The sequence below is a fragment of the Roseovarius tolerans genome (assembly GCF_028885395.1).
In the GTDB taxonomy this organism is placed as follows: Bacteria; Pseudomonadota; Alphaproteobacteria; order Rhodobacterales; family Rhodobacteraceae; genus Roseovarius; species Roseovarius tolerans.
In genome coordinates, this window is sequence record NZ_CP118494.1 from 2040279 (window position 1) to 2054920 (window position 14642).

Annotated in this window: 14 protein-coding genes; 8 read left to right on the plus strand and 6 right to left on the minus strand. The window is 62.9% G+C overall.

Annotated features, from left to right (window positions below):
- Positions 1–40: 40 nt before the first annotated feature.
- Complete coding sequence (pyrH, locus tag PVU19_RS10030; RefSeq protein ID WP_050661884.1) at positions 41–772, minus strand: UMP kinase; 732 nt, start codon at positions 770–772, stop codon at positions 41–43.
- Between the two features lie 139 nt (positions 773–911).
- Here pyrH and miaA point away from each other — a divergent pair, with 139 nt between their 5' ends.
- The 3 genes from miaA to PVU19_RS10045 all read left to right on the plus strand — a co-directional run bounded on the left by miaA (position 912) and on the right by PVU19_RS10045 (position 4478).
- Entirely contained in the window at positions 912–1793 is an 882-nt protein-coding gene (gene miaA, locus PVU19_RS10035; RefSeq protein ID WP_050661883.1) for a tRNA (adenosine(37)-N6)-dimethylallyltransferase MiaA, read from the plus strand.
- 82 nt (positions 1794–1875) lie between these two features.
- The gene (locus PVU19_RS10040; protein WP_050661882.1) at positions 1876–2682 is read left to right on the plus strand and encodes a helix-turn-helix domain-containing protein; all 807 of its coding nucleotides are present in this window, start codon (positions 1876–1878) and stop codon (positions 2680–2682) included.
- 143 nt (positions 2683–2825) lie between these two features.
- Positions 2826–4478: an ABC transporter substrate-binding protein gene (locus PVU19_RS10045; RefSeq protein WP_050661881.1), complete on the plus strand. Its 1653-nt coding sequence runs from the start codon at positions 2826–2828 to the stop codon at positions 4476–4478.
- A 44-nt stretch (positions 4479–4522) separates the two neighbouring features.
- Here the strand turns inward: PVU19_RS10045 and typA are convergent, their stop codons facing one another.
- Both typA and ssb read right to left on the minus strand, forming a co-directional pair.
- Entirely contained in the window at positions 4523–6343 is a 1821-nt protein-coding gene (gene typA, locus PVU19_RS10050; RefSeq protein WP_050661880.1) for a translational GTPase TypA, read from the minus strand.
- A gap of 139 nt (positions 6344–6482) precedes the next feature.
- Positions 6483–6986 (minus strand): single-stranded DNA-binding protein, encoded by a 504-nt coding sequence (gene ssb / locus PVU19_RS10055; RefSeq protein WP_050661879.1) that lies wholly within the window; start codon positions 6984–6986, stop codon positions 6483–6485.
- 192 nt (positions 6987–7178) lie between these two features.
- On the opposite strand from ssb, the gene PVU19_RS10060 reads away from it, so the two are divergent.
- Positions 7179–7769 carry a lytic transglycosylase domain-containing protein gene (locus PVU19_RS10060; protein WP_050661878.1) on the plus strand — a complete coding sequence of 197 codons (591 nt, stop codon included), beginning with the start codon at positions 7179–7181 and terminating at the stop codon, positions 7767–7769.
- 7 nt (positions 7770–7776) lie between these two features.
- Here PVU19_RS10060 and PVU19_RS10065 read toward each other — a convergent pair whose 3' ends face one another.
- The 3 genes from PVU19_RS10065 to PVU19_RS10075 all read right to left on the minus strand — a co-directional run bounded on the left by PVU19_RS10065 (position 7777) and on the right by PVU19_RS10075 (position 9005).
- On the minus strand, positions 7777–8256 hold the full coding sequence (locus PVU19_RS10065) for a hypothetical protein (RefSeq protein WP_050661877.1): 480 nt from the start codon (positions 8254–8256) through the stop codon (positions 7777–7779).
- Between the two features lie 81 nt (positions 8257–8337).
- Positions 8338–8685 carry an antibiotic biosynthesis monooxygenase family protein gene (locus tag PVU19_RS10070; RefSeq protein ID WP_050661876.1) on the minus strand — a complete coding sequence of 116 codons (348 nt, stop codon included), beginning with the start codon at positions 8683–8685 and terminating at the stop codon, positions 8338–8340.
- On the minus strand, positions 8682–9005 hold the full coding sequence (locus PVU19_RS10075; RefSeq protein WP_050661875.1) for an NIPSNAP family protein: 324 nt from the start codon (positions 9003–9005) through the stop codon (positions 8682–8684). Before PVU19_RS10075 ends, PVU19_RS10070 begins: the two co-directional genes overlap by 4 nt.
- Positions 9006–9077: 72 nt before the next feature.
- Between PVU19_RS10075 and PVU19_RS10080 the strand changes: the two genes are divergently transcribed.
- From PVU19_RS10080 to PVU19_RS10095, 4 genes are all read left to right on the plus strand, one after another.
- Positions 9078–9761 carry an ArsR/SmtB family transcription factor gene (locus PVU19_RS10080; RefSeq protein ID WP_050661874.1) on the plus strand — a complete coding sequence of 228 codons (684 nt, stop codon included), beginning with the start codon at positions 9078–9080 and terminating at the stop codon, positions 9759–9761.
- Between the two features lie 95 nt (positions 9762–9856).
- Positions 9857–11323, plus strand: coding sequence for a MocR-like pyridoxine biosynthesis transcription factor PdxR (gene pdxR, locus PVU19_RS10085; RefSeq protein ID WP_050661873.1), 1467 nt, complete (start codon positions 9857–9859; stop codon positions 11321–11323).
- A 248-nt stretch (positions 11324–11571) separates the two neighbouring features.
- Positions 11572–13347 (plus strand): sulfoacetaldehyde acetyltransferase, encoded by a 1776-nt coding sequence (gene xsc / locus PVU19_RS10090; RefSeq protein ID WP_050661872.1) that lies wholly within the window; start codon positions 11572–11574, stop codon positions 13345–13347.
- Positions 13348–13351: 4 nt separating this feature from the next.
- Complete coding sequence (locus tag PVU19_RS10095) at positions 13352–14518, plus strand: acetate/propionate family kinase (RefSeq protein WP_050661871.1); 1167 nt, start codon at positions 13352–13354, stop codon at positions 14516–14518.
- Positions 14519–14642: the final 124 nt, after the last annotated feature.

Genomic DNA, 14642 nt, shown 5'->3' on the forward strand with positions numbered 1-14642 from the left:
TTGTCCTTCTTGCGGGCTGCGTCTCGCTTTCTGTTTAGCCTTAACCGTGCACGCTTGTATAGGTGCCCTCACCGCCGAGAATACCCTTGAACCCGCCCGGCTCGTCGAGAGAGAAGACGATGATCGGCAAGTTGTTATCCCGCGCGAGCGCAATTGCCGAGGCGTCCATCACGTTGAGATGCTGTGCCAGAACCTCGTCATAGGTGACGCTGTCATAGCGCTTGGCATCGGCATGCTTGATCGGATCCTTGTCATAGACCCCGTCCACCTTGGTGCCTTTGAAGATCGCCTCGCAGGCCATTTCATTGGCGCGCAGCGTGGCCGCGGTGTCGGTGGTGAAATAAGGATTGCCCGTACCCGCCGCGAATATGCAGACGCGTTTCTTCTCCAGATGCCGGACGGCGCGGCGGCGAATGTACGGCTCCGCCACCTCATCCATCCGAATGGCGCTGATCACCCGGCAAAAGACGCCGATCTTCTCCAGCGCGCTTTGCATCGCCAGTGCGTTCATCACCGTGGCCAGCATGCCCATGTAATCGGCGGTGGTGCGTTCCATCCCCTGCGCCGAGCCTTGCAGGCCGCGAAAGATGTTGCCTCCGCCGATCACCATGCAGATCTCGACGCCCAGATCATGCACCACCTTGACCTCGCGTGCGATCCGCTCAACGGTCGGCGGATGCAGCCCGTAGGATGTGTCGCCCATCAACGCCTCCCCCGAGATCTTGAGCATGACGCGGCTGAATCTCGGCTTCGGGCTGTCGGGGGATGTCATCGGGGATCTCCGCAAATTTCGGGTTGAGCGCAAAATGTCGCAAATGGGCGGCAGGTGCAATCGCAGAAAACCGGCGTGGCGCGGGAAACCGCTAGAAATGCACCTCGTAAAGCGGGCCTTTCTTGGGTAACGAAACGCCATGGACGTGATCACCGACATAGACCCCGCCCGAACCGTGCTGATCGCAGGCCCGACGGCCAGTGGCAAATCAGCGCTGGCCATGGCGATCGCGCGCACGCAAGGCGGTGTGATCGTCAATGCCGACGCGTTGCAGGTCTATGAGAACTGGCGCATTCTTTCGGCCCGGCCCGACGCAGCGGACGCGGCCGCCGTGCCACACCGGCTCTACGGTCATATCGGCGCGCGGCAGGACTATTCCACCGGCCATTGGCTGCGCGAGGTCAGGGACCTGCTCGACGGACCCCACCGCCTGATCATCACCGGCGGCACCGGGCTCTACTTCACCGCCCTTACCGAAGGGCTGGCCGACATCCCCACAACGCCCGCCGCGCTCCGCGCCGAGGCCGACCGTTTGCGTAGGGATCGGGGTGTCGACGCCCTCCTTGACGGCATCGACGCCGTCACCCGGGCCCGCATCGACACCCGGAACCCGATGCGCGTGCAGCGCGCATGGGAGGTGCAACAGGCCACCGGACAGGGCCTTGCCGCATGGCAGGACATGACACCACCGCCGCTACTTCCGCTCGATGCCTGCACAGCACTTCTGGTCGAGGCGGAAAGGGACTGGCTCAACGCCCGCATCGCCCGACGATTCGACGCGATGCTTTCGGCAGGTGCGCTTGACGAGGTGCGCGCCAACCTCGCCGTCTGGGACCCTACTCTGCCCTCGATGAAAGCCATCGGCGCGCCGGACCTCGTGGCGCATCTGCGTGGCGAAATCACCCTTGACGCCGCCCGCGAGGCGGCCACCATCGCCACCCGGCAATATGCCAAGAGGCAACGCACCTGGTTCCGCGCCCGCATGCGCGACTGGCGGCGGATCGCCGCCGATACGCTTTAGATTTTCCGCAGTTTCTCCCTGACACAGCCACAAATTCATGCGATGACTAGTCCAAACGCGACTATTTCGGGAAATTCGCCAGATGCCACACGCGCGAGTCATGACCGTGGTGCAATGGGTGCAGGGGGCCGATTGGCGTGCCACGCTGCAACATTCCTGCCCGCATCACGCCCTTGTCTGGATCACCCGCGGTCAGGGCATCGCGGTGGTTGAGGGCGTGCGACGCGGCGTCGGCGTGCACAACGCACTGGCCATTCCCGCAGGTACCATGTTCTCGCTCGATCTAGGTAAATCCGGCTTCGGGCTGGTGTGCGAGGTGCCCTCCGGCGGGACCACCCCGATGCCCGATATCCCGCAACACCTGCGCATCCGCGACGTGGCCAGCCAGAACGAGCTGACCGCCATATTCGAGGCGATGCAGCGCGAGCAAAGCAACACACGCACCTACATGGACGAGGCGCTCAATGCCGAGGCCAATCTTGTCAGCGTCTGGCTGCGTCGCGCGATGATCGACCACCCCGAAACCGCGCGCCCCACGGCGGGCGAGCGTCTGGTGCGCGCCTATGCCGCCCTGATCGAGCGCGATTTCCAGAGCGGGCGGTCGATGGCCGTCTATGCGCGTGCACTCGGTGTGACGCCCACGCATCTCACCCGCGTGTGCAAGCAATTGTCGGGCCTCACTGCCGCCGACATGCTGACCGAACGCAGCCTGCACGCCGCCCGCGACCTGCTCGAGGCCAACGAGATACCGGTAGGCCAGATCGCCGCCAGCCTCGGCTTCGGCAGCGCCGCTTATTTCTCGCGCTTCATATTGCATCACACCGGTCAGAGTCCCTCATCCCTGCGCGGCAAGGCAACGGCCCGCCCGCCCATTGCCCGCGCGGTCTGACGGGGTACGGGCGGCACGGTCGCTCTTGGCCGGGCGGACATCCGATCACACCCGAAACATCTTGGTCCCGACCCCTGCCGGGTTGCGCTCGGACCCACGGCAATATCTAATGAGAAAAGGCCCTCAACCAGTGAAAGCCCGCCATGACGCAAAAGCCCCCTCATCCCGCGACCGCCCCCCTGGTGACAGAGCTTCGGGCCGGGCGCATGGGGCGACGCGAATTTCTCAGCCGCGTGACAACGCTCGGCCTCGGGGCCACGGCGGCTTATGCCCTGGGAGGCCTTCCCTGGCCGGCACAGGCACAATCCGCCATCGCACAGGGCGGCACCCTGCGCATCCAGCAAAGCGTCAAGCCGCTCAAGGATCCGCGCAGCTACGACTGGAGTGAGCTGGCCAACCAGACCCGTGGCTTTCTCGAGTATCTGGTGGAATACCGAGGCGATGGCACCTTTACCGGCATGCTCCTCAAGGCATGGGAGATCAATGCCGACGCCACCGGATACCTCCTGCATCTCCGCCCCGGCGTGCGCTGGAACAACGGTGACCCCTTCACCGCCACAGACGTTGCCCGCAACATCGCCCGCTGGTGCGATACGCGCGCCCTTGGCAATTCCATGGCCAGCCGCTTTGCCGCGCTGATCAACCCGGAAACCGGACAGGTCCGCGACGGGGCGATCACGGTCGTCGACGATCTCACCGTCGCGCTCAGCCTGTCGCGCCCCGATATCGCGCTGATTGCCAACATGTCTGACTATCCGGCAGCCATTGTCCATGAAAGCTATGAGGGCGGCGATCCCTTCTCCCATGGCATCGGCACCGGCCCGTTTCGCCCCGTCAGCATGACCGTCGGAGAAAGCTGCATCCTAGAACGCCACCCCGATCACGACTGGTGGGGGACCGAGGTTTTCGGCGGACCATGGCTCGACCGGGTCGAATTCATCGACCTCGGCACCAATCCGTCGGCATGGCTCGCGGCCGCGGATGACGGCGCGATTGACCTGCTCTACGAGTCGGTAGGGGCCTTTATCGACGCGATGGATGCCATCGGCTGGATCGCGACTCGCGCCGAAACAGCAGCGACGCTGGTGATCCGTGGATCACAGAACGCGGCACTCGTCGGCAGCAACCCCTATCGAAACGCAGCGGTGCGCCGCGCGCTCGCGCTCGCCGTCGATAACGCGATCTGCCTGGAGCTTGGCTATAGCGGGCGCGGCACCCTGGCCGCCAACCACCATGTCAGCCCGATCCACCCCGCCTATGCCGATATCGGGCCTGCGGCCTATGATCCGGCCCAGGCCCGGGCCGAAATCGAGACAGCCGGCCTCCTCGGTTTCAAGCATGAACTGGTCACCGTCGATGATGAATGGCAACGCAACACCGGCGATGCCGTGGCGGCCCAACTGCGCGACGCGGGGCTGCGAGTGGATCGGCGGATCGTGCCGGGCGCGACCTTTTGGGCGAACTGGCGCGACTACCCGTTTTCTGGCACGCAATGGAACCATCGCCCGCTCGACGTGCAGGTGCTGTCTCTCGCCTACCGCACCGGGGCTGTCTGGAACGAGACCGGTTTTTCAAATGACGCGTTCGACGCCCTTTTGGACGAGGCCAATCGTCTCTCCGACCCCGAGACACGGCGCAGCGTCATGGCCCAGTTGGAGACTATCCTGCGCGACGAAGGCGTCATCATCCAGCCCTATTGGCGCGCGCTCTACAATCACCACAACGGGCGATTGGTGAATGCCGAGAAGCACCCGGCCAACGAAATTCACCTCTACAAGATCGGCTTCAGGGCCTGAGAAGCGCACGCGGAGGACGAAATCCTGCGCGCGCGCCCCAAAGCTCACTTCGATTTGGACAGGCGCTTGCGCTCATGCGGATCGAGATAGCGCTTGCGCAACCGGATCGCGTTTGGCGTCACTTCCACCAACTCGTCATCGTCGATATAGGCAATCGCCTCTTCGAGGCTGAGCGTGATCGGCGTGGTCAGGCGAACGGCCTCATCAGTGCCCGAGGCCCGCACGTTGGTCAGTTTTTTGCCCTTGAGCGGGTTCACCTCGAGATCGTTCTCGCGGCTGTGCTCGCCGATGACCATGCCGGTATAAACCTTGGCCTGCGCACCGATGAACATACGCCCGCGATCTTCGAGGTTCCATAGCGCAAAAGCCACGGCGTCGCCGTTTTCCATCGAAATCAGAACACCCGCGCGGCGGCCCGGGATTGGTCCCTTGTGCGGCGCCCAACCGTGGAACACGCGGTTGAGCACCCCGGTGCCGCGCGTATCAGTCAGAAATTCACCGTGATAGCCGATAAGACCGCGCGACGGCACATGCGCGATGATCCGCGTCTTACCTGCCCCCGCCGGTTTCATCTCGGCCAACTCGCCCTTGCGCGGGCCGGTGATCTTTTCGATCACCGCGCCGGAGTATTCGTCATCGACGTCAATGGTGACCTCTTCGATGGGCTCCAGGCGCTCGCCGTTCTCGCCTTCGCGCATCAGCACCTGCGGGCGCGAAATGCTCAACTCGAACCCCTCGCGGCGCATGTTCTCGATCAGCACGCCCATCTGCAATTCGCCGCGTCCCGCGACCTCGAACGCCTCGCCGCCGGGGGTATCGCTGATCTTGATGGCGACGTTCGATTCCGCCTCCTTCATAAGGCGTTCGCGAATGACCCGGCTCTGCACCTTCTTGCCGTCGCGGCCCGCCAGCGGGCTGTCATTGATCCCGAAAGTGACTGTGATGGTGGGCGGGTCAATGGGCTGAGCCTCGATCGGCTCTTCCACGGCCAGCGCACAGATCGTATCGGCCACGGTGGCCTTGGACATGCCCGCAAGGCTGACGATATCGCCCGCCGTCGCCTCTTCGATGTCCTGAGAGGCCAGACCACGAAACGCCTGGATACGTGTGACGCGGAACTGTTCGATCTTCTGACCGATGCGGCTGAGCGCCTGCACGGTCTGACCCACCTTGAGGCGACCGGATTCCACCCGCCCCGTCAGCAGGCGACCGACAAACGGATCAGCCCCGAGCGTGGTGGCAAGCATGCGGAAATCTTCGTCCACATGCGCGATCTGCTTCGGGGCCGGGACGTGGTTGACGATCAACTCAAAGAGCGCCGAGAGATCCTTGCGCGGCCCGTCCAATTCGTGATCGGCCCAGCCCGAGCGGCCGGACGCATACATATGCGGAAAATCCAGCTGATCGTCATTGGCATCGAGATTGGCGAAAAGATCGAAACATTCGTTCAGCGCGCGATCAGGCTCGGCATCGGGCTTGTCGACCTTGTTGAGCACCACGATGGGCCGCAGCCCGAGGCGCAGCGCCTTGGAGGTGACGAACTTGGTCTGCGGCATCGGGCCCTCGGCGGCGTCGACCAGCAGGACGACACCATCGACCATGCTCAGGATGCGCTCCACCTCGCCGCCAAAATCGGCGTGACCGGGGGTGTCGACGATATTGATGCGGGTCTTCTTCCACATCAGGCTGGTCGGTTTGGCAAAGATCGTGATCCCGCGCTCGCGCTCCAGATCGTTGCTGTCCATGGCGCGTTCATCCACCGCCTGGTTGGCGCGGAAGGCACCAGACTGCTTCAGCAATTCATCCACGAGTGTGGTCTTGCCGTGGTCAACGTGGGCGATGATGGCGATGTTGCGCAGATCCATTGGGGGGTGTCCTGTTCCGTGATGGTCCGCGCCCTACATGCCGCAGCGCGGAAAGACCAGAGGCAAAGCGCGCGCAAGCGTGACTGCGCGCGTCAACCTGTGGTGACGCGGTGACAGCAGACCGAGCCCCGTCTTCCGGTCAGAACGGAATTTCGTCATCCATGTCGCGCGACGGGCGGCTGTCACCGCCACCGCCGGCATCGCTACCGCCGCCATAATCGCCGCCGCCATAGCCCTGATCCTGACCGCCACCATAGCTGCCGCCGCCGCCGCCACCGCCGCCGCCATCGCTGCGCCCGTCGAGAAAGGTCATTTCACCGGCATACGGCCGCAACACCACCTCGGTCGAATAGCGATCCTGACCGCTTTGGTCCTGCCACTTGCGGGTCTCCAGCTTGCCCTCGATATAAACCTTGGAGCCCTTCTTCAGATATTGCTCGGCCAGTCGCACAAGCGCCTCGTTGAAAATCGCGACCGTGTGCCATTCGGTGCGTTCGCGCCGCTCGCCGGTGTTGCGATCCTTCCAGTTCTCGGAGGTGGCGATACGCAGGTTGCAGACTTTCCCACCGTTCTGGAATGTCCGCACCTCCGGGTCGCGGCCCAGATTGCCGATGATGATTACCTTGTTGACAGAGCCGGCCATCGCGCCCTCCTTGAATCGATTGGTCCTTGCATTCCGACGGTTACACCACCCCAACGACATGAAGGAAAGGTTAAAATACGTCTCAAATGCGCTGGATATCGCACGGCAGGTCTGCCTCGCGGCAAAAAATGCCTCGAATCTTCCGGGATTTTCCGTATATTGCCCGACTATCGGGTGATGGGAAAAGCATAGATGTTGAGACTGACAAGTGCGACGCTGATTGCGGCACTGGCGACATCACTTGGCGCGCAGGCCGATGTCTTGTCCACAAAAGGACGGTTGTCGCAGTTCGACTCGCAGACACGGGTTCTCGATAATCGTGCCCGCCAGCAATACAACAACTCGGTCCGGCTCCAACCGCAGCGGTTTCAGGCCCCGACCATGTGGGGAGAGAGTGCGCCGACGTTTCGCGGGGTGTATCGCGGGCCCTATCTCGACATCGCTAGACAGGCGGCGCGGCGCTATCGCGTGCCCGAGGATCTGTTCCTGCGGTTGGTGCAGCAGGAATCGGGATGGCGCGCCGATGCTGTCTCGCACAAGGGGGCAATCGGGCTGGCGCAGCTGATGCCACAGACCGCACGGGTGCTGGGCGTCAATCCACATGATCCCCGCCAGAACCTCGAAGGCGGCGCGCGCTACCTCGCCGAGCAATACCGCACCTTCGGCTCGTGGCGGCTGGCGCTGGCGGCCTATAATGCAGGTCCGGGGGCGGTCCAGAAATACGGCGGCGTGCCCCCGTTCAAGGAAACCCGGAACTACGTGAAGATCATTCTGGGCAGCTGATCGCGCGTCACATCCACCAGCGAGCGCGGTCGTGCCGGGCCAGCCAGCCCCCGATGCTGAAATGATCACGCCGGATCAGCAGCACCAGCGCGATGAGCGCTCCCAGCACAGCGAGGTCGATCACCTGGTTGCGATTGACTGGAAAGCCACGGTCATTCACGGCGAAGGGATCGAAAAAACCCTCCCACCGGCGCGTCACGGTGAAGAAATGCATCACCAGAAGACTGCCATAGCTGAAATAGCGAAACACCCCGATCACCACCAGTACACAGAGCGCGATCTGCACGCCTCCCATGGCATAGACCTGCGCGAGGCTCACATCGACCCCGTCGAAATGCCGCGCGAGGTTCTGGTATTGCCTGGGCGTGATCACCTTGTGCGCTGCCCACAGAAACATGAACCACGCGAGCCCCAGCCGCAGCACCAACAGCGCCAGGCCATCCAGCCTGTCCTGGAGTCTCAGAGTTGCCTTGTCGTGCAATGCCATCGCGCCCGCCCTTCATGCCAAACCCCATCTGGCTAGCGACATCGTCCCGCGCAATCAAATCACAGCTTGGCGAGAGATGTGTCAGCCAGCATGCGCCTCAAGGCTATCCCCGGGTGCCTCGGCGCGGTCGTGCTTGCCGTAATCCCGTATCACGCTGACGACGCGCAGACGGTAGTCGTCGAACATCACCGCGCGTCCAGCGCGTTGCGCCTGCCGATGCGCGTGCAGTTTGCGCCACCGATCGACCGCCGCCTCGTCCTCCCAGAAACTCAGCGACAAGAGCTTTCCGGGGTTGGTCAGGCTCTGGAATCGCTCGACGCTGATGAAACCGTCGACCCCCTCGACCAGCGACCGCATCTTTGCCGCCATGTCCAGATAGGGCTCTTTCTGTCCCTCCGCCGGTTCCACCTCGAATATGACCGCGATCATGCCGCGCCTCCCTTGGGTACGGGCACCAGCTTCAGGAAAGTCCGATCCTCGCGCAACAAAAACTTCTCTTTCTGCGCAAAGGCGTAGTTTTCGCGCCCCAAAGGATCATCTGCCAGCCTTGCGCGATAGGCCTCGTAATCGGTGAGCGACGCCACGTTGTAGATGCCATAGGCCAGCGTGCTACTGCCTTCATGCGGGAGGTAATACCCGATCAGGTCCGCGCCGCAGCGCGGAATCGCGATACCCCAGTTGCTTGCATATAGGGCAAATTGGTCCTTCTTGGTCGGGTCGATATGGTAACGGATCACACAGGTCAGCATTGGGTCCTCCTTGGCTTGCTGCGTTGATCCTATCCGCTTGCTACGCACCAATGCTTCGATTAGTGTCGAACTATGAAAGACGGACCCGAAATCTCGATAATCGCTGCACTGATCGGCGACCCGGCGCGCGCCAACATCCTGACCGCCTTGATGAGCGGCAAGGCTCTCACCGCGTCCGAGTTGGCATCCGAGGCGGGCGTCACCTTGCAAACCGCGTCATCGCATCTGTCAAAGCTCGAAAACGCTAGCCTTATCAGGGTGCGCAAGCAAGGGCGGCACAAGTATTTCACGCTCGGCTCCGAGGATGTGGCGCATGTGCTCGAGGCGCTTATGGGCCTCGCGGCAGGCACCGGTCGGCTGCGCACGCGCCCCGGACCACGCGACGGGGCGATGCGCCATGCCCGGGTCTGCTACAACCATCTGGCCGGGGCCATGGGCACCCGGATGTATGACAGCCTGATGGTCCGCGACTTCCTGCGCCACGATGGGGACATGCTGCACCTTACCACCTCGGGGCAGGAGTTTGTTGCCCAACTCGGCCTTGATCTGCAATCCCTGCCCTCGCCTCGCACGCCGCTGTGCCGTGACTGCCTTGATTGGTCGGACCGCCGGTCTCATCTGGCCGGCCGTCTTGGCCGGGGTTTGCTTGCGCATTTTGAAACCCTGGGCTGGATCCGGCGCGTGCCCGACAGCCGGGTCATCGAGTACTCCAAAGAGGGGCAGAAATTGTTCGACCGGGCCTTTCCGATCGCCTGAGACGGATCCCGCGACCAGAGCGCTATGGTCACAAAACCATACCTTCGCGTTCGGACCAGATTGCGCAAGTCATAAGTCCAACCTACTCTTGCCCCATGGCGATTCCGGTTGAGACATTCTTTCTCGCCCCCGAGGCAGAGGGCACCTTGCAGGCGCAGATCCAGCAGATGATCGCTCAGGGCATTCTCTCAGGCCGGTTCCGCAAGGGCGAAAAGCTGCCCTCCTCGCGCAAACTCGCCGCCCATCTCGGGGTGAGCCGGATCACTGTGACCCTCGCGCTGACCGAGTTGCAGGCCAATGACTATCTCGAAGCACGCGACCGTTCCGGCTACTATGTGTCTGAAAACGCGCCAGAACCACCTGCATTCATCGCCCCGACGCCGCGCGCCGACACCATCGACTGGTCGCGCGCTTTGGGGCGGCGTTTCACCGGCGGCGACACCCCCGAAAAGCCGCAGGACTGGGCGCGCTATCCCTACCCATTCATCTATGGCCAGACCGATCCCGCGCTCTTCGATCACACCAACTGGCGGCATTGCGCGCTGCGCGCGCTCGGGCAAAAGGATTTTCAGGCGCTGACGGCCGATTACTACGATCAGGACGATCCCGAACTGATCGAATTCATCGCCCGCCACACCTTGCCGCGTCGCGGAATCTTGGCACAACCCTCTGAAATACTTGTGACAATGGGCGCGCAGAACGCGCTCTGGCTAACCGCGCAGGTGCTCCTGACACAACGCCGCACGGCGGTGATCGAGAACCCCTGCTACCACGCGCTCCGCGATATTCTCACGCAATCGCGCTGTCATCTGACCCCGGTGGACGTGGACCGCGACGGCCTCCCGCCCGACGCGCTGCCGGATCAGGCCGACGTGATCTTTACCACCCCCAGCCATCAGGCACCGACCAATGCCACCATGCCCCGCGCCCGCCGCGAGGCGCTCTTGGCCAAGGCCGCCGATATGGGCGCGCTGATCGTCGAGGATGATTACGAGTTCGAAGTTTCCTTTCTCCGCGCGCCTTTACCCGCCCTCAAATCCCTCGATACCGAGGGGCGCGTGATCTATGTCGGCAGCTTCTCCAAGTCGATCTTTCCGGGCCTGCGCCTTGGATATCTCGTTGGCTCAAAAGCCTTTATTCGCGAATGCCGCGCCCTACGCGCCTCCGTGTTGCGGCACCCGCCGGGCCATATCCAGCGCACGGCGGCCTATTTCCTGTCGCTCGGCCATTACGACAGCCTCGTGCGGCGCATGGGGCAAGTTTTTTCCCGCCGCCGCAAGGTCATGGAAGAGGCACTCGCAGCGCACGGGCTCGACGTCGCCGGGCGCGGGGTCTTTGGCGGCTCGTCCATATGGATGGAGGGCCCCGCTCATATCGACATGGGCCAGCTCGACGCGCGCCTGCGCAAGCGCGGCGTGCTCGTGGAGCCGGGCGCGCCCTTCTTTCATGGCAAGCGCCGTCCGCGTAATTTCTACCGCCTCGCCTATTCCTCTATCCCGTCCGAGCGCATCGCTCCCGGGATTACGCTCCTGGCACGCGAATTGGCGGATTGCCCGGAATAGAGTGCGAAGGAGGAGTTTTATAATTTTAATCTTTAATATCTGAGCACTCCGGCTAACACTTCATGTGTATTGAGCGAATTTTTGTTTGACTTGATTCAACTATTGATACCTTTATTCCCATTAATTTGCATTCTTGGCCTTACCTGAGATATGCATCTGGCCCTAGAAACACCCTGCCCCCAAGGCTAGGCTCACATCAATCAGTCATTCCCGGCGCCGGATTGCGCCCGACCCGAAGGATCACGCCCATGAAGATGACCACCGAAGAAGCCTTTGTAAAAACCCTGCAAATGCATGGAATCCAACATGCTTTCGGGATCATCGGCTCAGCCATGATGCCGATCTCGGACATTTTTCCCAAGGCGGGAATCACCTTTTGGGACTGCGCGCATGAGGGTTCTGCGGGCATGATGGCCGACGGCTACACCCGCGTGACCGGCAAGATGTCGATGATGATCGCGCAGAACGGCCCCGGCATCACCAATTTCGTCACCGCCGTCAAAACCGCCTACTGGAACCACACGCCGCTTCTGCTGGTGACCCCGCAGGCCGCCAACAAGACCATCGGTCAGGGCGGCTTTCAGGAGGTCGAGCAGATGAAACTGTTCGAGGACATGGTCGCCTATCAGGAAGAGGTGCGCGACCCCACTCGCATCGCCGAAACACTCAACCGCGTGATCCTTCAGGCCAAGCGCGCCTCGGCCCCGGCGCAGATCAACATCCCGCGCGATTTCTGGACTCAGGTCATCGATGTCGATCTGCCCGCCATCGTCGAGTTCGAGCGCCCCTCGGGCGGTGAGACGGCGATTGCCGAGGCCGCCAAGCTGCTGAGCGAGGCGAAATTTCCGGTCATTCTAAACGGCGCGGGCGTGGTTCTGGCGGGTGGCATCGACGCCTCGCGGCAACTGGCCGAGCGTCTCGATGCGCCGGTCTGCGTGGGCTATCAGCACAATGACGCCTTCCCCGGCTCGCATCCGCTGTTTGCCGGACCTTTGGGCTATAACGGCTCCAAGGCGGGGATGGAGTTGATCGCAAAGGCCGATGTCGTGCTCTGCCTCGGCACCCGGCTCAATCCGTTCTCCACCCTTCCGGGCTATGGCATCGACTATTGGCCCAAGGACGCCAAGATCATTCAGGTCGACATCAACCCCGACCGCATCGGTCTGACCAAAAAGGTGACCGTGGGCATCGTGGGCGACGCGAAAAAGGTCGCGACCTCGATCCTCGGCACCCTCGCCGACAGCGCGGGTGACGCGGGCCGGGAAGAGCGCAAGGCCCTGATCGCACAGACGAAATCCACTTGGGCGCAGCAGCTCTCCTCGATGGATCACGAAGAGGATGACCCCGGCACCAACTGGAACGAGCGCGCCCGCGCCGACAAGCCCGACTGGATGAGCCCGCGCATGGCGTGGCGCGCCATTCAGGCCGCGCTGCCGAAAGAGGCGATCATTTCGTCGGATATTGGCAACAACTGCGCCATCGGCAACGCGTACCCGTCCTTTGAGGAAGGGCGCAAATACCTCGCGCCGGGGCTTTTCGGCCCCTGCGGCTATGGGCTGCCGTCCATCGTGGGCGCCAAGATCGGCCAGCCCGACGTGCCGGTCGTGGGCTTTGCCGGGGATGGTGCCTTTGGCATCGCCGTCAACGAGTTGACCGCGATTGGCCGCGAGGAATGGCCGCCGGTCACGCAGATCGTCTTCCGCAACTACCAATGGGGCGCTGAAAAGCGCAATTCGACGCTGTGGTTCGACGACAACTTCGTCGGCACCGAGCTTGACCAGAAGGTCTCCTATGCCGGCATCGCGCAGGCCTGCGGCCTCAAGGGCGTGCAGGTCAAGACGATGGATGCGCTCACCGACGCGCTCAATCAGGCGATCAAGGATCAGATGGAGAACAACACCACCACGCTGATCGAAGTGCTGCTCAACCAAGAACTCGGCGACCCGTTCCGCCGCGACGCGATGAAAAAGCCCGTCGCCGTCGCCGGAATCGACGCCACCGACATGCGCGAGCAGCAGGTCTGACGCAATGAGCGATCCGGCGGATAGCGATCTCATACTGGTCCTGAACGCCGGATCCTCCTCGATCAAACTCGCGGTATTCGACAGCGATCTGACCGAGACGCTGACCGGGATCGCCGATGGTATCGGGGGTGCGGGGCACCTGAGACTGGGCAGCGTCACGACAGCACAGAATTTCCCGGATCACGAAAGCGCGCTGCAAGCGGTGCTTGCGGGGCTGGAGGCGAACGGCCTGCCCTTCAGCCGCTTTCGCGCCGCCGCGCACCGGGTCGTGCATGGCGGCACCGAACTGACCGAACCGGCGCGTGTTACACCCGAGGTGATCGCGGCGATTGACCGCTGTTCGGCGCTCGCGCCGCTGCACAACCCGCATAATCTTGCCGCCATCAAGACGCTGGCGCGCCTTGCCTCCGGCTTGGCCCAGACCGCTACATTCGACACCGCCTTTCACGCCACCAACCCCGAGGTTGCGGCCCGCTATGCCGTGCCCGCCGGGATCGAGGCGCGCGGCATCCGACGCTACGGGTTCCACGGCACCTCCTACGCCTCGCTCGTACGTCACATGCCGGACATGACCGGCGCGGCGCTGCCCACGCGCCTGCTCGCCTTTCACCTCGGCAACGGGGCCTCTGTCTGCGCCATCCGTGACGGGCAGTCGGTTGCCACGACCATGGGCTATTCCCCGCTTGGCGGGCTGACCATGGGCACCCGCACCGGCGAGATTGACGGCAATGCCGTGCTGCGCCTCGCTGAGGAAGACGGGATCGTGGCCACGCATCACCTCTTGAACAAGGAAAGCGGGCTGCGCGGCCTCTCGGGCGGGCTATCGGACATGCGCGCGCTGATGGAGGCGGACACACCCGAGACGCGCTTTGCGATAGATCACTTCTGCTACTGGGCAATCCGCCATGCCGGATCGCTGATCGCGGCAATGGAGGGGGTCGATGCCGTGGCCTTCACTGGCGGCATCGGCGAAAACGCGACCCCCATCCGGGCGCGCATTTTTCGGGGCCTCGCATGGCTTGGCGCGCAGCTGAATGAGGAGGCGAACACCCGCGGTGAATCACGCCTTCACAGCAAGGGGTCGACCATCACCGGCTGGATCGTACCCGCGCAGGAGGAACGCATGATCGCCGCCGATGCGCTTCATCTCTTGAATGTATCGCCGCCATGAAAACAGGAACATTGAAACGCTGTCTTCGGGATTTCCAAGACGGATGTTCAGGAAATGCAAAGATCTCAGAAAACGGTCGCGGCCAGACTTCGTCTGCCCTAACGTGACGCCGACCAAGGACAAG